The sequence below is a fragment of the Runella limosa DSM 17973 genome, assembly GCF_000482465.1.
Classification (GTDB): Bacteria; Bacteroidota; Bacteroidia; order Cytophagales; family Spirosomataceae; genus Runella; species Runella limosa.
Map to the genome: position 1 here is coordinate 1 of NZ_AXVJ01000041.1, position 22224 is coordinate 22224.

Consider the following 22224-nt stretch of genomic DNA (forward strand, 5'->3'; position numbering starts at 1 on the left):
AATATTTTCGAGATAAACAAGTCAAACAAGAATTCACAAAACCTGCAACACCCCAACAAGATGCGCACATCGAAGCCTACCATTCCATCATGGAAAGCTCTGTATGTCAGAGGTTTGAATTTGACGATTTGAAGCAAGCTCGAGAAACATTGGAGGAATTTAGAAGTTTTTATAATTTCGAGAGAATACATGGAGGAATCAACTTTCAAAGCCCTTACAAGTATTTGCTCAAACATAACATTGACATGAAAAATTTAACTCAAAATAAGACAAAAATCTGTGCTTGAAGTCTCTAACTTTCTATCATTTACGTGTCCAATAATTAGCGGTTAGCACACTTTTGGAAGTAGCAGTAAACTGTCAATAGTTGTTGCTACGCGAGATGCTGCTCATTGGCAGTGTATACTAGTGAAGACTAATTTCGTCTAATAACACGTTGGAAAAACAAAAAATGAAAATACAACTTCAAACTAATTACGGACATGTAGATTTTTTTGACCTTCCTTCAAAATGTCCGTATTGTCATAAATCTATAAGACCCCAAGTATTTTATGGTTATAGATTGAATGATAAAAAAAAATTACAAGTGTTTATGGCTTGTCCAGACAATAATTGTTTTTCAACATTCATTGGGTATTACATACATACTAGTCTTGACCATTATGACTTTACTGGGCAAGTTTCTCAAGGAACATTAATTGGAAGAAGGTTTACTGAAACTATTGAAACGCTTTCTATATCTTTCACTAAAATATACAATCAATCTTTTTCCGCTGAACAACAAGGACTTTTCGAAATATGTGGTGTTGGTTATAGAAAAGCATTAGAGTTTTTAATAAAAGATTACGCTATTAGGCTTTTTCCATTAGAACAAGAAAGAATAGAAAAGAAAATGTTGGCACAATGTATAGGGGATTATGTAAGTGATGATAAAATTAAGTCTGTTGCAAAAAGAGCGGTTTGGTTAGGAAATGATGAAACTCACTATGTTAGAAAATGGGAAGGTAAGACACTTGGCGATTTAAAAAAATTAATTGATTTAACATTACACTGGATTGAAGCTGAGATATTAACAGAGTCATTTGAAGATGATATGCCTGAATAATAATAATATTCTCGTTGTGAGTTTTTAATTCGCATGCTGCATTAATAGTTTATAATTTCAAGATTATAGGTGTTTTCGATTGGGTATAATCTGCTAAGTTTTTTAAAACTTCAAAAACTCTTATTTGTTGCAACGAGTAAGTATTTTAGTTCGCGTAGTAGTTTTTTAGCTTGCAAAGTGGGTTGGTGATAAGTTATCTGACTGGCGTTTTTGCCAATTTTCAAAATTTTATTCAACTCATTTGTTTTTTTTGATGTACATTTACTTTTAGCAATCAAGTTGATAGGATTGGGTTGACTGTCTCGCTTAGGCGTCTTTCGATAATATATTAAATCGGTCGAAAGTTTATTTTCTTCAACGTTAAGTACTATCTAAAAATCTAATAGTTAATAAGTTGAACCTAAAGTTGCTCCAAAGCCGTCACAATGCTGGTTGTTAGAAGAGAATAATCAATTGTATAATTTCTTTCAGCAATTAAACTTGGTTTTTAAAAATATTATATTGAACTTTGTCCTAATATTATATTAAAATCGATTTCTATAATAAAACTTAAACACACGTATTTATAATTTAACTGAATTAGTAGATTTATGTTCAAACCATTTACAGAAATGAACTCGAGGTTGGATTCCTCGAAAAATGATTCAGATTTAGCATACTTTTATGACTTATTGCTATTAGGAGAGTCTTTGACAAAGATAATTAATCTATTTTTAGTAGCTTCAATTATTGATGATAACGAAAGAACAAGATATAGACAAGAATATAATCTTGTAAGGGCAAATGCAATAGGTGATTTTGCTCGTTCAATTGATGAAATTCTTACAGGGCCACCAGCACAACTTTTATCATCAGTAATTCGTGAATTTGAGTTAAAAGAATTAACATATAGAGCAACAGAAGGAGATTGGCAATATGAGTCCCAAAAACTACTTTTTGAGACATTTAAAATTTTTAATATTGATAGTAATAATAACTTACAAACCAAAAGTGCTTTAAGAAATTGGTTTTCTAATTTCACATACTTAAGAAATAAGACAAAAGGTCATGGCGCAACAACCATAGAACCTTGCACACAAGCATCACCACTTTTAGAAAAATCAATAAAACTTATAATAGATAATTTTACAGCATTCAAAAGACCTTGGGCATACTTACATAGAAACTACTCAGGCAAATATCGTGTATCATATATTAATGAAAAAACTGGACACTTTGACTTTTTGAAAAGTGAAACATTCCACTCCTTCGAAGATGGTATTTATTGCTATTTAAATAATTTAAGAAAAGTAAATTTATTCTTTTCAAATCCAGAATTAACTGAATTTTTTATTACCAATGGAAATTTAAAAGGAGAAACGTACGAATGTATATCATATTCGAGTGACCAAAGAATAATACAAAATGCAAATGAATATTTACAGCCCTTTACTCAACTTCCGAGTAGTCATACAGAAGGAGGAAATGAGTTAAGCGTAATTGGTAATTGTTTTACAAATCTACCAAACTCAATTGATGAGTATGTAGATAGACCTTTGTTAGAAGCTGAATTATTCAGAGTTTTGAATGAAGAAGACCGATTTCCCATAATCACGTTATTAGGTAAGGGTGGAGTAGGTAAAACTTCATTAGCACTTAACGTTGTAAAAAACATTACTAAAATTGAAAGATTTAATTTGATTATTTGGTTTAGTGCCAGAGATATTGATTTACTGATGGAGGGGCCTAAACAGGTACAGACAAAAGTATTAAATCAAAAAGATATAGCTGCTGAATATTGTAATTTAGTATATTCCCAAACAGAAATAAAAGACAAACTTGACTATTTTTCAAAAGAATTAGTGAAAAATAGTCTTGGAAAAGCCTTATATATATTTGATAATTTTGAAACAGTAACCAATCCAATAGAAGTGTTTGAATGGATAAACACATATATAAGAAATCCCAATAAAGTCCTTATCACTTCTCGTATTAGTAAAAATTTTAAAGCAGATTATCCAATTGAAGTTGGAGGAATGAATGAAAATGAGTGTAGAAATCTAATTGACTTAACAAGTAATAGATTAAATATTTCTAATTTAATAAATGAACAATATGTTGAACAACTAATATCCGAATCAGATGGACATCCATATATTATTAAAATATTGTTAGGAGAAGTATCTAAAACAAGAAAGATTTTAAAAATCCAAAGAATTGTCGCAGAGCAGGAAAAAATTTTAACAGCTTTGTTCAAAAGAACATTCAACGCACTTTCTCCATCAGCAAAGAGAGTATTCCTTACATTATGTAGTTGGAACTCATTTGTTCCAGTTATCGCAGTTGAGGCAGTTCTTTGGAGGCCTGAAAATGAAAAAATGGATATACAGAATGCAATTGATGAACTTATGAAAAGTTCCTTTATTGATATAATCAATGAAGAAAAAGAAGGTTTTATCAATGTACCTTTAGCAGCATCCCTTTTCGGAAAAGCAGAGTTAGAGGTTTATCCCGAAAAGATAAAAGTTTACGATGACAGAAAATTGTTATTAGAATTTGGAGCTACAAGCCATAGCGGAATTAGTATTGGCTTGATGTCTAAAATTGAAAGAAAAATTACAGCAGTAGCAAAAAGAACAGATTCATTAGATAAATTTGTAAAAGAACTTCCAACATTAGAATATTTAGCAACAAAATTTCCAAAAGCCTACCTAATTATTGCAGATGTTTGTGAAGAATTTGAAGATTATGATAAAGTCAAATATTATCTCCGTGAATATCTAAAAACACCAAATAGTTATTCAGAAAAAACTAAGGTATGGTTGAAATTAGCAGATATTTGTAAATTAACAAAAGATTGGGATGGGGAAAGTTTTGCACTATCAGAGTTAATTTTATTGCCAAAAGTGGATTTTACATATATTAGTGATGCTTCAAATAGAATAAATAATTATTTCAAAAATCACCCAGAAGCAAAACAAGTTGATTACAAAAAACTGCTTTTAGACAGAGTTATCGAGGTAATGAAAAGTAGAATTTCAGAGGGTAGCTCTACTGATTACTCAAGATTAGCATGGCTTTTAGTAAATCATGATATGCCAGATGAAGCTTTGACTTATGTTGAGAAAGGGTTAAAAATTGACCCAAACAATCATTATTGTCAAAAGCTAAATAATCGATTGAGTATAAGTTCGTAGCTGAATAATGAATTATTATTTTAATCAAGATTACTATACTTTCTGCTTTGTTTTGAATCAAGTTTACGTGTACTTCTAAAATAGTTTAACAGATTTAGCTATTTTTCGACAAGCAAGCACTTGGGTATTTAATTAAAGGCTTGCTGTTTTCATGGTGGGCAGGAAACTTCTTTTGACTTATACAAGGGGTCTGCAAATTTTCCTGTGACATTCAATCAGAGCAAAAATTGGTATTCAAGTTTGGTTTTCAGCAATAAACATCTTAGTTTTAACATCATAGAGTGTGTGTTGCCTGGGGACATAAAAGATGAATTAGTACTTCACCATTTTAGGAGCTCAATATACCCATTAATTAAAGGTAAGTGTTTAATGATTAGTGAGTTAACGTCAATTTAAGTCGCCTCAATGCTTTTGGTTGAAAGCCATAAGTCACCTCTTTTTCTTCTATTTTTACTGCTTTCATAAACTCGTGATTTTGTGTAACTTTACCGTATGGATATAGCAAACGACAACGGTAGATTTATCTCAATCCTATCCGATGTAACAGTAGAATTAGATAAGTTTGTAAAACAAGAAAATGAAATTGAAAACGATTTAGATAAACTGTTATTTACGATGAAAAACTTACATACTGTTACCGAAGCATCACAGTTTCCTGAATTTTGGAACGAAGAATGGCTCAAAAAAGCTATTTCGGAAGTTGATTTACGAAATATGACACCCGAGCAAAAATTAGCGTATGAAATGACACTTTCAGCTAATGCTTTGGCGGTTAAAAATGAAAATAAAAAAATCTTATCTGTTCAAATGGAAACAGCAAAAAAGTTGCTCGCTTTGGGAGTTTTAACAGTTACACAAATTGCAGATTCAACAGGACTAAATGAGGATTTAATCAATCAACTTTCAGTCGAGAAGTAAATCTGCGGCCGCCGTTGCGGTTGGCTTTTTATTGGTATGCCAATTTTCGAGCGACAAACACACTTTATGTTATAATTCAAGGGTGCTTCAAACATTTTGGCGACAGAATCTCACTATGAAAATTGGCATTTTATCTTTGCTCCAAATTTCAAAACTCTTAGTTTTAGCTTAGTTATTACTCAAATTTTCATGCGACTTTTTATTAGCGGGTATTCCAAATCTTGCGAGTCCAACTTACGCATTATGTAAAAATTTTCAATTTAATACCGTTGTAATCAATGTCTTACAAAAATTGTATCAATGCTTTGGGTTAGAAATTCTCCCTTAATCTCCCCGTAACTTTCTACCCAAAATAGCCCCACAAAAAACGGGCAGAACCCTAAAATCCCGCCCGTCTCGTGTATGTATGAAAGTTCTGAAAGCTGTATTATCGAAACCTAAAGCTCAAATTTGATCCCTTGGGCTAGGGGCAAGGTCGTGCCGTAGTTGAGGGTATTGGTTTGGCGGCGCATGTAGGCTTTCCACGCATCTGAGCCCGATTCGCGGCCGCCGCCCGTTTCTTTTTCACCCCCAAAAGCTCCCCCAATTTCCGCTCCCGAAGTGCCGATGTTGACGTTGGCAATGCCGCAATCCGAACCCGCATGGCTCAAAAACTGCTCGGCTTCGCGCAAGTGCAAGGTGAAAATAGCCGATGAAAGCCCCTGAGGAACACCGTTTTGTAGGGCAATGGCTTCGTCGAGCGTTTTGTATTTTATCAAATAAAGAATTGGCGCAAAGGTCTCGTGTTGGACAACGGGCCAATGGTTTTCGACTTCCGCAACGCACGGCTTTACATAACATCCCGAACTGAAGTCATCGCCCGTTAAGACGTGAGGTTCTACCGCAAACGTCCCGCCCAAGGCTCCCACTTGCGCTACGGCCGACTGATAACTTTGGACGGCGGCTTCGTCAATCAAAGGCCCGACGTGGTTATGAGCGTCCAATGGATTTCCGATACGAAGCTGTCCATAGGCTTTAACCAGTTGATTCTTAACGTCTTCATAAATGCTTTCGTGAATAATCAGGCGGCGAGTGGAGGTGCAGCGCTGCCCTGCGGTGCCTACTGCTCCAAAAACAATGGCAGGAATGGCCAACGGGAGGTCGGCGTGTTGTGACACAATAATGGCGTTGTTGCCGCCTAGTTCCAACAAACTGCGTCCCAAACGCCCGCCCACGGCTTGTCCCACGGCTTTGCCCATACGCGTGCTTCCCGTTGCCGATACGAGCGGAATGCGCTCGTCGTGCGAGAGCCATTCGCCTACTTCACGGCCACCCACAATCAGCCCCGAAACTCCTTCGGGAACGTCGTTGGCTTTCAATACCTCCTGAATGATGTGCTGACAAGCGATGGCCGTCAAAGGCGTTTTTTCGGAAGGTTTCCACACGCAGACATCGCCGCAGATCCACGCAAGCATGGTATTCCACGACCAAACGGCCACGGGAAAATTGAAGGCCGAAATAATGCCAACGATACCCAGCGGGTGCCATTGCTCATACATGCGGTGGGCGGGGCGTTCGCTGTGCATCGTCAGGCCGTATAATTGGCGTGAAAGTCCCACGGCAAAGTCGCAGATGTCGATAATCTCTTGTACTTCGCCAAGTCCTTCTTGGAGGCTTTTCCCCATTTCGTAGCTGACGAGCGTTCCTAATTCTGTTTTGTATTTTCTGAACTGTTCCCCCATTTGGCGCACAATTTCGCCGCGTTTTGGGGCGGGAACAAGCCGCCAGGTTTTAAAAGCTTCTTGGGCTTGTCCCACGACGGTGTCGTAGTCTTGGCGATTTGCTGATTGTACTTTTCCAATAAGTTTACCATCAACGGGTGAGTACGAAGCGATTTCTTCGCCTTGTCCCGCCCAAGTGGCTAAACCCGTACTGATACCATGATTAGATTCCGCGATGCGGAGTGCGTTAAGAATGTCTTGCATGTAAGTTAAGGCCGTCGAAACGGTTGATTTTTGGATGATTGATGAAGTTTCCGAAGCAAATGTACAATAATTTACTATTGAAGTAGTGCTTTTCGGTACGTCGAAGGGCTTTGGTTTTTATGGGCTTTGAAGACGCGATTAAAATATGCAATGTTGCCAAATCCACATTCAAAACTTACGTCGGTGATGCTTTTATCGGTAGCCAACAAACGACAAGCTTGATTGACACGGTATTGATTCATAAAATCGGTAAAAGTAAGGTTCATCATTTTTTTGAAATAATGACAAAACGAAGGAACGGCCAAGTGAGCCACCGAAGCAACTTCTTGAATATCAATGGGTTTTTGGTAATTTTCTTCTACGTATTTAAGAATACGATTCAGCCGCGCCTCGTCTTTTGAATTCATTTCGAGCTTCAATCCTTCCATGTTCAGCAGGGAATACTCTTCGGTATGCGCCAACAGGTGGAGAATTTGGATCAACTCCATCAGCCGTTCAAACGGCGACAGTGAGAGCAATTTTTTGAGCCGCTTTTGCACGCGAACTTTGGTGTCGCCGTGAAAACATACACCCTGCTTCGAGCGCGCAAACAACTGACGGATAGGCGTCATTTCGGGCATTTCGAGAAACTGTTCGCCCCAAAAACTCTCTTTAAGTTGAACCACAATTTCTTCGTGGGTGCCAATGGCTTCCTGCCCAAAGCCCGAATGGGGTAAATTGGGGCCGATAAATACCAAATCACCGTCTTCGTACTGGCTAATGTGCGTCCCCACGTGCCGCCGTCCCGAACCGCTAAAAACACTGACGATTTCGTACTCTGGGTGGTAGTGGTATTGCCATCGAAAAAGCTCAGGCAAAACAACGTTGTGAATGATTCGGAAAGAGCTCCCTTCGTCGGGTTGGACTATTTCGTATTCAGTTTTCATACCCTGTGTTAAGCTATTTTTGGTAAAAATAAGGAAAAGATTCTTAATACAGGATAAAAATTGAACAATAGAAGCCTATTTTTATTTCAAAATAAAGTTGAATTTTGTTGTGAAAAAATTGGACTTGGCTTTATCTCACTCACCTATGATGAAAGGGGAGCGCTTTCAACCGCTCCCCTTCCTTTTTTCCCACCGATTTTCGTTCTATTGTCGCTCGACCCTTAAACGTCTAACCATAACCAATTCTCTAAATGCAATCGTACTGGAAAGTTAAGCTGTCGATTTTTCTAAATTATTTCGTTTTTGCCATTTTGCTCAATAGCGTAGGAACGGTGATTTTGCAAGTCCAACGCACCTATGGTGTATCCGAAACTTCGGCCTCGGTGCTCGAAGCTTTCAAAGATTTGACCATTGCGGCCGTTTCGTTTATTGTTGCTTCTTATATTAACCGATTGGGATACAAACGTGCCATGTTGATTGCTTTGGGGGGCAATGCGTTGATTTGTTTTTTAATGCCCACCATTCATTCGTTTGGCATGACAAAACTCCTTTTTGCCGTTGCAGGTGCAGGTTTTGCGCTCATCAAAGTGTCGGTCTATGGTACGATTGGCTTGGTGACAGCCGATAAAAAAGAGCACATCAGCCTCATGAATTTCATTGAGTCTTTCTTTATGATTGGGATATTAACTGGCTACTTTATTTTTACCAGTTTTATGGACGAATCCACCCCCACGGCTTGGCTCAATGTGTACTATATGCTTGGTGGGATTGCGCTGGTGGCTTTCTTGCTTCTACTAACGACTCCTTTGGATGAGTCATCGTTGAAAGTCGATAGCGATAAGCCTGTCTTTGAGGATTTTGCCGAAATGCTGCGCTTGGTCATCTTGCCGCTGGTGTTGGTGTTTGTGATTTGTGCGTTTACCTACGTTTTGATTGAGCAAAGCATCATGAGTTGGCTACCGACTTTCAATAATAAAGTACTAAAACTGCCAGCAACTTTGAGCATTCAAATGGCGAGCTTATTGGCGATTGCCACGGCATTGGGGCGTTTTTTGGCAGGCGTTGTGCTAAAAAGACTCAACTGGATGGTGGTGCTAGTTGGCTGCTTAGTGATTTCGGCGGGCTTGGTACTGATAGCCCTACCGCTGGCAGAAGGTGTAGATACGTCGGCTGTAACGGGCTGGGGAAATGCGCCCGTGGCGGCTTTTATTTTTCCGATGATTGGGTTGTTTTTAGCACCTATTTATCCTGCCATCAATTCACTTATTTTAAGCTCGTTACCCGTCAAACAGCACGGAATTATGTCGGGATTGATTGTGATTTTTTCGGCGCTGGGAGGGACAACGGGCTCGCTCATAACAGGTTACGTATTTGAACATTACGGGGGACAAACCGCCTTCTATTTTTCTCTTTTACCCATCAGCATTTTGACCATCGCGCTGTTTTTCTTTAGCCGTCTGCAAGGCTCAACTAGCTCAGTTGATATTAGCGGAGCGGGAGCGGGGCATTGAGGAGTGTCGAAGGGAGAGGGTAGAGTGTCGAATTTTCCCCTCCCGAAAGTTCAAAACTTTCGGGAGGGTCAGAATATACCAAAATAACGTTGTAAGATGACTATTTCAGAAGCACAAAAATCAGGTTTTTTGTTGGCCGAATCATTGGGCGATTTGTATGAAGATGTTCAACAAAGTGCGCTATTTTCGGATTCTAAAACGTTTATGGATGCCGTAGCTAAAGAACCTGTCGAACAGATTGTTGAGGCGTATCTGATTCAAAAACAGACACCTTCGTTCGATTTAGCCAGTTTTGTAAAGGCGCATTTTTTGCTTCCTACCGAGCAGCCAACGGGATATTATAACGACGCTTCCAAACCCATCAAACAGCATATTGAAGACTTGTGGACGGTTTTGACACGACAGCCGCAAGATACGGGCGGAACCTTGATTACGTTGCCTTATTCGTATGTTGTGCCTGGTGGACGCTTCCGAGAGGTATATTACTGGGACTCGTATTTCACCATGTTGGGGTTACAAGTTTCAAGGCGGATTGACTTGGTTGAGGCGATGGTCAATAATTTTGCCTATTTGATTGATCAGGTGGGTTTTATTCCCAACGGTAACCGAACGTATTACCTTGGGCGTTCGCAGCCGCCTTTTTTTGCGTTGATGGTTTCTTTGCTGGCCGAAGAAAAAGGGGAGGAAGTGTGGAAGCGTTATTTGCCGCAACTGGAGAAAGAATATTCGTTTTGGATGAAGGAAGAAAATGAGGAGTTGGAAGCTAGTTTTCGGCGAATAATCTTGCCAAACGGTGTCGTGCTGAATCGGTATTGGGATGACAATGCCTTACCCCGTCCCGAAGCCTACAAAGAGGATGTTGAATTGGCGCATGAAGCGTCTCATTCTTTGCCCGAAACAGTTTATCGGCACGTGCGGGCGGCAGCCGAATCGGGCTGGGATTTTAGCAGTCGTTGGTTTAAAGAGGGCCAACACATGACGACCATTCACACCACCGATTTGCTTCCCGTTGACCTGAATTGCCTTCTTTTGTTTTTAGAACAATCGCTTGAGCGGGCTTATCGTTTGCAAAACAATCTTGTCAAAGCAGAGGAAGTCGCGGCATTGGCAGCACAACGAGCATCGGCCATCCAAACGTATTGTTGGGATGATTCGCAGGCGTTTTATGTGGATTACAATTGGGTAGAACAAGTTCCTTCCGTTCATTTAACCTTAGCTTCTACCTTTCCGTTGTTTTTTGGGGTGGCTACGTCCGAACAGGCGAAATTGGTAGCGAGTCAATTAGAAGAAAAATTCTTAAAAACAGGAGGTTTAATCACCACTTTACAAACCACTCCTCAGCAGTGGGATGCCCCCAATGGCTGGGCTCCTTTGCAATGGATGGCCTACGCGGGAGCAAAACGCTACGGCCTTATCGAAGTTGCCGATAAGATTGCGAAAAATTGGACAAAAAACTGTGAGTCATACTACCAAAAAACGGGTAAACTCATGGAAAAATACAACGTCCAAACGGACGAGCTATCGGCCCAAGGAGGCGAGTACCCCAACCAAGATGGCTTTGGCTGGACCAATGGCGTTTACTTGAAAATGAAGCAGGAACTAGGTTAGACTTTCCAAGTTTTCAAAACTTGGAAAGTCTAATCAATGAGAGAGTGGCAATGAAGCAGAGCTTTATCTAAGTAGATGAATTTCTTCTAGTGAATAGCTTAAAAAAAGCCCTTCTCCTTTCAGGAGAAGGGTTGGGATGAGGTAATACAATACTTATTTCGCTTTTTTGATTTCAAAAATCCGTACGCTGTTGGGAGCCATCTCTACCGAAACACCTTTTTGGGCTTCTACTGTTAGTATTTCGGAGTGCATAAATATTTCTTTTAACGTATAATTTCCTGTTGCCGAAAGCCCCATCGTTTCCCACGCGTGAGCGGGTAGTTGAATGGTTGCTTTTGCGCCTTGTTGTAAATCAAAGTTGCAGACAATCAAGAGTTTTTGTTTGTCGGTATGGCGCAGGTAGGTGTACATTTTGGCGCTGTTGTAACCCGCAGTTTGACCGTTTGCGTATTGCAAATCATAAAACGCCCCGTTTCGAATCGCGTCCGAAGTGTTGGTCAATTTCAACAAATCTTGGTAAAACTTACGCAGTGTTTTTTGTTCGGACGAAAGCTTCCCGCCGTCAAATTTCCCACCGTTGACCCAGGCTTGGTATTCGGGTACGCCCCAGTAGTCGAACATCGTGGTACGTCCATCTTCGCCCGAGAAACCTTCGGCAACGGTTGGCGTTACCCCTACTTCTTGGCCAAAATAAAGCATCAATGGCCCCGTGTGGAGCGTCGCCGAAACGACCATGGCAGGAATGGCATAAGACGGATTTTTGGCAAAATACTTCGACGCAATCCGTTGTTCGTCGTGATTTTCGAGGAAACGAAGCATCCGATTGCTAAAATTCCCCGATTCGTTTTGCCAAACGCGCGTGATGTCGCCCGTATGCCCGTGACCTTCCATCAGTCGGCGGAGCGAGTCGTACAGACCTACTTTGTCGTAGAGGTAGTCAAATTTTCCGTTGAAAAGATAATTGTGGTATTCGGCAGGATTGTAGATTTCGGCAATGAATATTTGATTTGGATAGACTTTTTTTACTTCAGGAATCACCCATCCCCAAAACTCAAAAGGCACCATTTCGGCCATGTCGCACCGAAAACCATCGACACCTTTGCCTGCCCAATACAGCAAAATATCGCGCATTTTGAGCCAAGTGCTTGGAATGGGGTCAAAGTGCTTTTGGCGGCCATTGAGGTAATCAACCCCATAGTTCAATTTAATGGTTTCAAACCAGTCGTTGATGCTAGGTTTTGCCGCAAAAACGTCGTTTCCAGTAGCTTTAGCAGGATTTTCGACGTAAGGAAACGCCTCAACACCAGGTGGAATCGGGACATTGTCGGGTACTTGAAACGCTTGATTGGGGAGGTAATAGAAGTTGTTTTGAGGGTCAAAAGGAACGTTTTTGTTGTCATCTTCTCCAAAATCTTTGACGCCTTTGGGCTTGACGTCCGAATGATACTGCCGCGCAACGTGGTTGGGGACGCAGTCGATAATTACCTTCAAATCGGCTTTGTGTGACCGCTCGACGAGGGCTTCAAATTCCTTCATTCGATTCGGAACATCAACGGCCAAATCGGGATTGACGTCGTAATAATCTTTGATGGCATAGGGCGAACCCGCAATTCCTTTGACCACGTATGGGTTGTCTTTTGGGATATCAAAGGCCGAATAGTCGGTCATGGTGGCGTGCTCGATGACGCCCGTAAACCAAACGTGTGAAATGCCAAATTTTTTGAGCGAGGTAAGGGCTTTGTCAGTAATGTCGTTGAATTTGCCAACGCCGTTTTCGTCGCGACTTCCGTAAAATTTGTTGGTGGTTTTTAGGTTGCCAAAGAGGCGCGTGTAAATTTGATAAACTACAATTTTGTCAGAGGTGGGTAAAGACATACGTGGTGAAAATTTAGGTGAAGGCTGGGCAAGTGATTGAAAAGTTGATGCTACAGCAACCACCCCCAAGATGGTTTTGGTGAGTGCTTTCATTGATCATAGGTTAGTAAAAAAAGGTTCTTTTTTCAAAAATAGGCGGATTCACGCATATTTGCAAGATGCAAGACGTCACTTCCCCTCCGCGTGTTCTTTTAGTAAGTACGGTTCATCCCGCCACCGACCCTCGGATTGTGGGGAAAATTGCGTCAAGTTTAAAGCAGCATTTTGAAGTGCAGGTACTTTTGCCCGAGCAGTCTGATTCGGATGAATTTTTGAACGTTCGGTTTCCCTTTTTTAAACGGATTTGGCAAAGGGTATTGGTGGCTCAACCCGTAATATTGCTTCATTTTCTGAGAACCCGCCCGCAATTTGTTCATATTTTTGTGGCCGAATTATTGCCATTAGCCTTTGTTTTTCAGTGGCTTGGAGCAGAGGTGATTTACGAAGTACAGGAAAATTTATACAAAAAAATTCCTCTCAAAACGTACAACCGTGGCTGGCTTTGGGTGCGTCTTTTTCAGTTTTTTGACCAACGTGCCCGAAAGCGCTTCAAGCTTGTTTTTACCGAAGACGCTTACCTCAATGAATACCACAACCTCACGAAACCCTCCGCGGTAGTGCACAATTTTGCTGCTTCGCACTGGCTTTCGGCACCGCCACCCGTTCCAAATCTTGACCAACCTACTTTTTTTTATGCAGGTGTCATAAGTATCGAACGGGCTTTTGATACGCTTGTAAAATCAATTTTGGTCGTCAAAAAGAAATATCCCTCGGTTCGTGTTCAGTTGTTTGGCCCCGTACGTATCCCTAACTTGACCCAATTAGAAGGGTATCAAGAAGTAAAAGAAAATCTGATTTTTTACGGTTACCGAACTCAATCAGAGGCGTTTGTGTACGCCCGTGAGGCATTGGCGGGTATCGCACTGCTCAAGCCCGTTGGCGATTATGTTGATTCCTACCCCACCAAATTGTTTGATTACATGGCCTTGGCATTACCCGTCATCACGTCCGATTTGCCGTTGTTAACAAATGTCGTCAATGAAAATCAGTGTGGGTTTTGTGTCAATCCGTATGATTCGGATGCGTTGGCAGAACAGCTAATTAGGTGTATCGAAAAGCCCGAAAATTTAAAAAAAATGGGAGAGAGTGGCCGTAATGCGATAAAGGAAAAGTACAATTGGGACAATGAAGCCAAAAAGCTGGTAGAATTGTACCAAAAATAGAAACGGCAATATCATTTCACATCTTTCACGCAACGAAAACCGACGTGAAAAAGGCTAGTTTCGGACGATGACGAAGAGCGCCCCGAGACCCGATAACCGTGACACCAAGTGGGTTCGCACAAAAATGAGCCGCCGCGTTGGGCACGTTCGGCTGAAATATCTCCCTCGCGAACGGGCACTCTAAATAATGCTTCGTAGTTAAATTTTAAGTTTGATTGCCATTCCCAAACATTCCCGCTCATGTCGGTGAGGCCGAGGGGTGTTTTACCAAATTTCCCGACGGGCGAAGTATAAAAGAAGCCGTCTTCGTTGAAGTTTTTGACGGGAAATTTGCCCTGCCAAATGTTGGCATTGTACTTGCCTCCCGTCTGAATGTCGTTACCCCAAGGGTAAAACGTACGGCTATTGTTGGCGTTGCGGGCGGCGTGTTCCCATTCCATTTCGCAAGGAAGGCGTTTGCCTGCCCATTTGGCGTAGGCATTGGCATCGTTCCAAGAAACTTGCGTAACGGGGTGATTATCAGGTGCAGCGGGGAAGTCTGTCCCCATTGGGTGATGCCAGTTGGCGCCATCTTTCAGAATCCATTGTTGTCCCGTTGATTCATCAATGATACCGCCGTTTCCAAATTTTTCTGCTTCTGTTTTATAATTGGTCGCTTCTATAAATGCCCGAAATTCGCCCACCGTGACGGGGTGTTCATCCATATAAAAAGGGGCTATTTTGGCCCAAAAAGAGGGACGTTCGTGCTGATGACCATCGTCTGACCCAATCTGCACAACTCCACCTTTTACATAAACCATCCCTTTGGGGGCTTTGGTTTGAGCGGGTGCTGTGACCGTCGTATCCGAAGGTTTGTCTAGCCCTAAATATAAAACAGTAGGGGGGAAGCCAAGTTCTTTCGTCAAGGCTTCGTTGAGAGCCACTGTTTTTGTTTCTTCTTGTTGCTGTTCCGAATTCGAATCATCCGTTGACTGACAGCCCGCAAAAAGTAAACCTATCGAAAGAAAATAAAGTGAAAAATAGTGCGACATTGGTGAGAAAGCCCTGTTTGGTTACAAACAAAGCGCATAAATTATTAAGCAGTTTTGCCCTGTAATGCCTTGTGGAGTTTTTTATTTAACTCACGGTACTTAAATTTCGAGAGCTCTTTCATTGAATCAAAAGCTTCGGGTAACGCCTCATTTTTCTTCGTTTTTATAGGTTTTTCGAGCGATTTCATAAGTTTGGAAGTTTCTTATTAAATGAAATAATAAAGCCAATATACGATTTATTTTTCTCAAATGGTTGAATATTCCCCTCCTCGTCCATTCCCCAAAAACATAGATTTGTTTGATTTGTAGCTAGTTCTCTTACAATGATGATTTGGTATAGCCGAGTACGTTCAGGAGTATTCCCAGAAAATAAAACGTAGGCATCTGGATATATGTTTAAAAAGTGAAGCAAGATTTGAATGGTAGTTGCTATCACTTTATCCCTATCACTATTGTTCGAAACAGTTATAAAACTTACTTTCCCATTTGAAAGTTGGTCTCCAAGAGAAAGGTTATAGAAATTAGGTATATCTGTTTTGTCAAAATACACCAATTTTCTAATCTTTCGAGGACCAATACTTTCAAACTCAAACCTATGTGCATTGTCTAAGATAGAAAACTCGTAGAATGGATGTTGCATTCATTAAATTTCTTTGATTCATCTCAAAACCTCCCCAAAAACCTCATCAAGTTTGGCAACGGGGATAATTTGGATGTTGTAGTTTTTGAAAATCAACCCTTTAACATTGTATTTGGATATATAAATTTTCTTAAAACCGAGCTTTTCAGCCTCCGCTATGCGCCCTTCGATTCGATTGACAGCCCGTACTTCACCTCCGAGTCCAACTTCGCCCGCGAAACAAATCGACGGAGGAACATAAGAATCTTCGTACGAAGAAGCAAGGGACGTAACGACTGCCAAGTCGATGGCGGGGTCTTCGACGCGTAAGCCGCCTGCTACATTAAGGAAAACATCTTGCGTTCCTAACCGAAAACCGCCGCGTTTTTCGAGTACGGCCAACAACATTTGAAGGCGTTTGTTGTCAAAACCCGTACTGCTGCGTTGGGGCGTTCCGTAGTTGGCGACACTCACAAGCGATTGAATTTCAATCTTTAAGGGACGATTTCCTTCCAACATCGAGCCAATCGTGATGCCGCTGAGGTGCTCTTCCCGTTGGGAAATTAAAATTTCGGAAGGGTTGGTTACCTGCCGCAGCCCCGACCCCAACATTTCATAAATACCTAACTCGGACGTACTTCCAAAACGGTTTTTGGTCGTACGTAAAATACGGTAAGTGGTATGGCGGTCGCCCTCAAATTGCAGCACGGTGTCCACCATGTGTTCGAGGGTTTTGGGCCCTGCCAAATTTCCATCTTTGGTAATATGCCCAATCATAAATACGGGAACCCCGCTTTCCTTGGCATATTTCATCAATTCGGCCGCGCATTGACGTACCTGCGACACACTTCCCGCTCCCGACTCAATCAGCGACGATTGCATGGTTTGGATAGAGTCGATAATAAGGACATCGGGGTCAAATTCTTCGATTTGACGGAAAATATTATCGGTAGAAGTTTCGGTGAGGATGAAGCAATTGTTGTTTTTACTGCTCAAACGCTCCGCGCGCATTTTAATTTGCGACTCGCTTTCTTCCCCCGAAACGTACAACACTTTTTGGGTAAGCGTAAGGGCGATTTGGAGCATCAACGTTGATTTTCCAATGCCAGGCTCGCCTCCAATCAATACCAATGAACCCAATACAATACCACCCCCCAAAACGCGATTAAGCTCGGCATCGGAAGTGACGATTCGAGGTTCTTCTTCGTATTTTATTTCGTTAATAGCTTTCGGTTTGGGGGCTAAACTCACCGATTTCCATTGGGCTAACGGCCCTTTTTTATCTTCTTTTTCAATAACTTCTTCTACCAGCGTGTTCCACTCGCCACACGACGGGCAGCGCCCCATCCATTTAGTGGCTTGGTGTCCACAATTTTGACAGAAATAGGCTGTTTTTACTTTTGCCATGTAAGAATGTAATTGGTTTGTGTTGCACTGATAGATGAAACGTATTAAAATAAAGTGGCTTCAACGCTCGGAGAAAGATGTCACCCCGACGGGGCTTTGAGGATAGTTTGCGTTATTCTTTCTACTAAGATTTAGCCCCTCTGGGGCATTGTTGCGATTAACTTGCGCTCTAGTCATCATCTAAACAAAAAGCGTTGACAGTGACTCCACCATCAACGCTTTTTATATGAAAATGGAGGCGTTCTAGCGCTCGTTCATTGGAACAAAATCGCGAGGAGTAGCACCTGTGTAAATCTGACGTGGGCGGCCAATTGGCTCCTTGTTGGTACGCATTTCTTTCCATTGAGCAATCCAGCCAGGAAGACGACCAATCGCAAACATCACCGTAAACATGTTGGTAGGAATACCCAAGGCACGGTAAATGATACCCGAGTAGAAGTCAACGTTTGGATACAAGCGACGGCTCACGAAGTATGGATCATGAAGGGCAGCTTCTTCCAAGCCTTTGGCGATTTCCAAAACTGGGTCGTTTACGCCCAATTTCGCCAATACATCATCCGCCGCTTTTTTAATGATTTTGGCACGTGGGTCAAAGTTTTTGTAAACACGGTGGCCGAAACCAAACAAACGGAAACCGCTTGTTTTTGCGTTTTTCGCCATGTCCACGTATTTCGCCACATCACCACCGTCGGCTTTGATGTCTTCCAACATTTCGATAACCTCTTGGTTTGCACCGCCGTGGAGCGGCCCCCACAAGGCACAAATACCCGCCGAGATAGACGAATAAATGTTGGCTTTTGAAGAACCTACCAAACGAACCGTTGAGGTAGAGCAGTTTTGCTCGTGGTCGGCGTGGAGAATCAATAATTTGTTGAGGGCTTTTGAAACAACAGGATCGACTTTGTAATCTTCCACGGGCAAAGCAAACATCATGTGAAGGAAGTTAGAGCAGTAGTCCAATTCATTCTTAGGATAGTTTACTGGGTGGCCTTGTGATTTTTTGAACGACCAAGTCGCGATGGTTGGCAATTTGGCCAACAAACGAATGATATGGAGTTCTGTGCTATCAGGGGCTTTTTCGTCGTACGAATCGGGGTAAAAAGCACTCATGGCACTTACCAACGACGACAACACGCCCATTGGGTGAGCGTTCACGGGGAAGCCATCGAAAATTCTGCGCATATCTTCGTTTACCATCGTATGGATACGAATTTTATGCTCAAACGCCTCGTATTCGGCTTGCGTTGGAAGCTCTCCGTAAATTAATAAGTAGGCTACTTCCAAAAAAGTAGCTTTTTCCGCAAGTTCTTCAATTGAGTATCCACGATACCGCAAAATCCCTTCTTCTCCGTCCAAAAATGTAATTGCACTTTTGGTTGCACCCGTGTTTTTATAACCACTGTCAATAGTTATATAACCTGTGGTATCACGAAGAGTGTTGATGTCGATGGCTTTTTCTTTTTCCGTCCCTTCGATGGTAGGAAATTCATAGGTTTTTCCTTCTACTATTAATTGTGCTTTATCTGACATACAGTGGGTATTTATGAATATTAGATGGATTTGGACTAAGCTACAATTTTCCGAAAAAATTTCGGATTTTCTTAGTGAAAACCTACTTTTTTTAAACGTTTTTCGCAAAATTAGTATTGATATACGTTGTTTGCGGAATTCTAGTGCCGTTAAAAAAGTAGGGTACTAAGACCTTTACTAATGTTGAATTTCACCATTTTTGATGACCAATTTGACATTGCGAACGTCGCTTATCCGAACGTCGGGGCGGCCTTCAACCGCCACTAAATCAGCCAAAAAGCCCGTTTTGATTTGGCCAAGCTGTTCTTGGTGGAAAACGCGGGCGTTGACCGACGTCGCCGAACGCAGCACGTCGAGGGGTTTCATGCCATAATCGACCATCATTTCCATTTCACGGGCATTGTCTCCGTGAGTAAAAACACCTACGTCGCCCCCGAAACAAATCGTAACTCCTGCGTCTAGGGCTTCTTTAAACGTCTTTCGTTTGTTTTTGATTCTTTCGGGTTCGGGTTCAATGCCTTTTTTCCAACCTCGGTATTGGGTAATGGCATCGCCTGCGGCCAAGGTAGGGCAGAGTGCAACGCCTTTTTCTTTCATCAGCGCAAAGATTTCGGGCGTACCTGCATCGCCGTGTTCGAGGGTTTCGCATCCTCCCAAAATCGCCCGTCGCATTCCCTCGGCACTTCCTGCGTGGGCAATCACGGGGCGGCCGCTGCTTTGGGCGGTCTCCACCATGAGTTTGATTTCATCAATCAAGAACGTGGGGCGTGCTTCTCCCATCAAACCCCACCGATAATCGGCATAAATCTTGATGACGTCGGCGCCTTTCCCGATTTGGTTTCGGACGGCTCGAATAAGCGGGTCGCGACCGTCGGCTTCTTCGGCACCTTGCGGTACGGTTACATCGGTACTGAAACCTTTGGGCGCGTAACTGCCCGTGGCAATCAGGGCTTTGGTGGCGATAATCATCCGAGGGCCAGGAATAATCCCTTGTTGGATGGCTTGTTTTAGGCCAACGTCGTCAAACTCAGCTCCTTCCGTTCCCAAATCTCGGACGGTAGTAAATCCCGCCATCAACGTTTTTTTGGCGTGAACAACTGCCCGCGAAGTACGAAGGGAGCGTGCTTCTTTGAGCACTTGGTCGTCCCAAGTTGTTTCGTTGTAGGGGTGTAAAAACAAATGGGAATGCCCTTCGATAAAGCCAGGAAGTAGCGTACAGCCTTTTAAATCAATGATTTCGGGTTTGGGCGATGCGGTGGCGACGACGATTGATTTGGCTTCCCCGACGGCGGTTATTTTGTCGTTTACAACCAGAACTACCCAGTTTTCGTGGATTTCTTGCCCATCAAAAATGCGGTCGGGGCGTAGTAAATACGATTTTTGAGCGACAACGGAATGAGCCGTCAAAAGAATTACCCAAATGATTCGATTAAGTTGATGAAGTGACATGCTTGCTAATTTGTATCCTACAAAAATAGGCGTCAAACTGCATTCATAACCTCAAAATGTACCTGAAAGTTTTAACATTTAGCTAAAAACTGAACGTTAGCCGTGATTTTTAAGAAGGGAAAAGAGGGGTCTTGAAATTTTACCAAACGTTCGTTTGGTAAAATAAAATTGTTTTTACACTTTTGTACACCACACGGTCTGACTACCGTCTGACCGTAAGTACGTTTGTAAGATGTATCTGTCTGACTGTCGTCTGACAGAGTTGGTCAGAGTTATCTGTCAGACGACAGTCAGACAGAGTTGGTACCTATAAACAACCATAAATGCCCATTCAAAAAGTCACCAAAGAGGAAGTTGTAAAACAAGCCCTGTTTTTGTTTAAAAAACAAGGGTATCACCGAACTAGCATGTCTGATTTGTCAGCGGCCTGTGGGTTGCAGAAGGGGAGTTTTTACCATTATTTCACAAGCAAAGATGCGCTCATGTTGGAGGTATTGGATACCGTGCATCAGTATTTTGCCACAAGGGTTTTTGCTATTGCTTACGACGAATCATTAATGCCTCGGGAACGCCTTGAAAAAATGATTGCGAAACAAATTTATGTTGCAGCAAGCACAGAAGGCGGCTGTTTGATGGGAAATATGGCGATAGAAACTGCCCTAGTTACACAAGAGTTTTTGCCCAAAATGCGGGAGTTTTTTGAGGAATACCTACGCGCATTGGCGCATTTATATAGTTTCAAATGGGAACCAACTACGGCTCAGAAATTGGCCGAACAGGCCATAGTTGAATACGAAGGAGCATGGATTATGGTGAAATTGACCCAAAATAACCATTTTTTACAAGATGTGCTTCAACGCGCCCTTGACCGATTTGATGCGGTGAATTAATGATAAGGAAATCCAATTAACCTAACACAGCTATTGAAAATGAAGGAAATTTCGCTCACAATCCCAACCACCGACGGTTTTGACTTATCGGCAATTCTTTATGAGTATTCAGGCCAGCCCAAAGGGGTGGTACAGTTTAATATTGGCACAGGGATGCGCAAAGAGTTTTACGGAAATTTGGCACGCTTCATCGCCGAACAAGGATTCATTGTGTGCTTGTGGGAATACCGAGGTATGGGATTGTCGAGGCCAGCAGATAAAGAGGTTTTTTCGGCCATAACGATGCAGGATTGGGCCAAAGACATGAGCGAAGTGCTCGCCTTTTTGGAACAGCGTTACCCCGATTGGCCCAAATTAATGATTGGTCATAGCATTGGAGGGCAGTTGTTAGGTCTGATGGCCAATCATGCAATTTTGAAAGGAGTGGTATTGCTGACAAGCTCGACGGGTACGTGGTGGCGTCAGACCTTTCCATACCGATTGAAAGCCTTCTTTTTCTTTAATATATTGTCGCCGCTGACGGCTCCTTACTGGGGGTATTTGCCCGCCAAGCGAATGAAACTGATGGAAGACCTCCCCAAAGGCTTGATTATGGAGTGGCGTTCGTGGTGCAATTCAGAAAATTACCTCTTTGATTTTTTAGACAAAACCATTCCCCAACATTATTATAATGAAGTAAGGTTGCCCATCAAATCGTACTGGGCTACCGACGACCCTATTGCCAACGCGCATACTGTGCCTGCGCTGTTGAAACATTTCCGAAATGCTGATATTATGAATGAAGCCCTTCGGCCCAAGGACTACCGTGTAAAGCAGCTAGGGCACTTTGGCGTATTTTCAAGAAAATTCAAGGACACGATTTGGAAAAAAATAACCCAAGACTTGGAAGCGATGGCTACCAAAAACCATCATTATAATAATCCTGCACTTCGAAGAGTCAATTTGTAAACAGT

Annotated in this window: 18 protein-coding genes; 9 read left to right on the top strand and 9 right to left on the bottom strand. The window is 42.0% G+C overall.

Going from position 1 to position 22224, the window contains the following annotated elements:
- The 4 genes from K339_RS32380 to K339_RS32385 form a co-directional block, all read left to right on the top strand.
- On the top strand, positions 1-287 hold a 287-nt coding region (locus K339_RS32380; RefSeq protein ID WP_037299048.1), incomplete at its 5' end, for an integrase core domain-containing protein.
- A gap of 164 nt (positions 288-451) precedes the next feature.
- Positions 452-1105, top strand: coding sequence for a DUF4145 domain-containing protein (locus tag K339_RS0102460; protein ID WP_028522190.1), 654 nt, complete (start codon positions 452-454; stop codon positions 1103-1105).
- Positions 1106-1695: 590 nt separating this feature from the next.
- On the top strand, positions 1696-4281 hold the full coding sequence (locus tag K339_RS0102465; RefSeq protein WP_037299050.1) for an NB-ARC domain-containing protein: 2586 nt from the start codon (positions 1696-1698) through the stop codon (positions 4279-4281).
- A 492-nt stretch (positions 4282-4773) separates the two neighbouring features.
- On the top strand, positions 4774-5199 hold the full coding sequence (locus tag K339_RS32385; RefSeq protein WP_051397762.1) for a hypothetical protein: 426 nt from the start codon (positions 4774-4776) through the stop codon (positions 5197-5199).
- Between the two features lie 437 nt (positions 5200-5636).
- Here K339_RS32385 and amaB read toward each other — a convergent pair whose 3' ends face one another.
- On the bottom strand, positions 5637-7163 hold the full coding sequence (amaB, locus tag K339_RS0102475) for an L-piperidine-6-carboxylate dehydrogenase (protein WP_028522192.1): 1527 nt from the start codon (positions 7161-7163) through the stop codon (positions 5637-5639).
- 74 nt (positions 7164-7237) lie between these two features.
- On the bottom strand, positions 7238-8089 hold the full coding sequence (locus K339_RS0102480) for an AraC family transcriptional regulator (protein WP_028522193.1): 852 nt from the start codon (positions 8087-8089) through the stop codon (positions 7238-7240).
- A gap of 251 nt (positions 8090-8340) precedes the next feature.
- Here K339_RS0102480 and K339_RS0102485 point away from each other — a divergent pair, with 251 nt between their 5' ends.
- Together K339_RS0102485 and treF are read left to right on the top strand one after the other, a co-directional pair.
- Complete coding sequence (locus K339_RS0102485) at positions 8341-9600, top strand: MFS transporter (RefSeq protein WP_028522194.1); 1260 nt, start codon at positions 8341-8343, stop codon at positions 9598-9600.
- A gap of 96 nt (positions 9601-9696) precedes the next feature.
- On the top strand, positions 9697-11208 hold the full coding sequence (gene treF / locus K339_RS0102490) for an alpha,alpha-trehalase TreF (protein WP_051397763.1): 1512 nt from the start codon (positions 9697-9699) through the stop codon (positions 11206-11208).
- Positions 11209-11361: 153 nt separating this feature from the next.
- Here the strand turns inward: treF and K339_RS0102495 are convergent, their stop codons facing one another.
- Positions 11362-13083, bottom strand: coding sequence for an alpha-amylase family protein (locus K339_RS0102495; protein ID WP_028522196.1), 1722 nt, complete (start codon positions 13081-13083; stop codon positions 11362-11364).
- A 158-nt stretch (positions 13084-13241) separates the two neighbouring features.
- On the opposite strand from K339_RS0102495, the gene K339_RS0102500 reads away from it, so the two are divergent.
- Positions 13242-14345 (top strand): glycosyltransferase, encoded by a 1104-nt coding sequence (locus K339_RS0102500; protein ID WP_037299053.1) that lies wholly within the window; start codon positions 13242-13244, stop codon positions 14343-14345.
- An 11-nt stretch (positions 14346-14356) separates the two neighbouring features.
- Here K339_RS0102500 and K339_RS32390 read toward each other — a convergent pair whose 3' ends face one another.
- From K339_RS32390 to K339_RS0102535, 6 genes are all read right to left on the bottom strand, one after another.
- The gene (locus K339_RS32390) at positions 14357-15376 is read right to left on the bottom strand and encodes a formylglycine-generating enzyme family protein (protein WP_028522198.1); all 1020 of its coding nucleotides are present in this window, start codon (positions 15374-15376) and stop codon (positions 14357-14359) included.
- A gap of 44 nt (positions 15377-15420) precedes the next feature.
- Complete coding sequence (locus K339_RS36935; protein ID WP_157607452.1) at positions 15421-15564, bottom strand: hypothetical protein; 144 nt, start codon at positions 15562-15564, stop codon at positions 15421-15423.
- Positions 15561-16016: a DUF6934 family protein gene (locus tag K339_RS32395; protein ID WP_051397764.1), complete on the bottom strand. Its 456-nt coding sequence runs from the start codon at positions 16014-16016 to the stop codon at positions 15561-15563. Before K339_RS32395 ends, K339_RS36935 begins: the two co-directional genes overlap by 4 nt.
- An 18-nt stretch (positions 16017-16034) precedes the next feature.
- The gene (radA, locus tag K339_RS0102520) at positions 16035-17402 is read right to left on the bottom strand and encodes a DNA repair protein RadA (RefSeq protein ID WP_028522199.1); all 1368 of its coding nucleotides are present in this window, start codon (positions 17400-17402) and stop codon (positions 16035-16037) included.
- 243 nt (positions 17403-17645) lie between these two features.
- Positions 17646-18932 carry a citrate synthase gene (locus K339_RS0102525; RefSeq protein WP_028522200.1) on the bottom strand — a complete coding sequence of 429 codons (1287 nt, stop codon included), beginning with the start codon at positions 18930-18932 and terminating at the stop codon, positions 17646-17648.
- Positions 18933-19109: 177 nt separating this feature from the next.
- Entirely contained in the window at positions 19110-20381 is a 1272-nt protein-coding gene (locus tag K339_RS0102535) for a metal-dependent hydrolase family protein (RefSeq protein WP_028522201.1), read from the bottom strand.
- Between the two features lie 323 nt (positions 20382-20704).
- Here K339_RS0102535 and K339_RS32400 point away from each other — a divergent pair, with 323 nt between their 5' ends.
- Both K339_RS32400 and K339_RS32405 read left to right on the top strand, forming a co-directional pair.
- Entirely contained in the window at positions 20705-21271 is a 567-nt protein-coding gene (locus K339_RS32400; RefSeq protein ID WP_051397765.1) for a TetR/AcrR family transcriptional regulator, read from the top strand.
- Positions 21272-21310: 39 nt separating this feature from the next.
- Positions 21311-22219: an alpha/beta hydrolase family protein gene (locus K339_RS32405; protein WP_051397766.1), complete on the top strand. Its 909-nt coding sequence runs from the start codon at positions 21311-21313 to the stop codon at positions 22217-22219.
- The last annotated feature ends 5 nt before the right edge of the window (positions 22220-22224 follow it).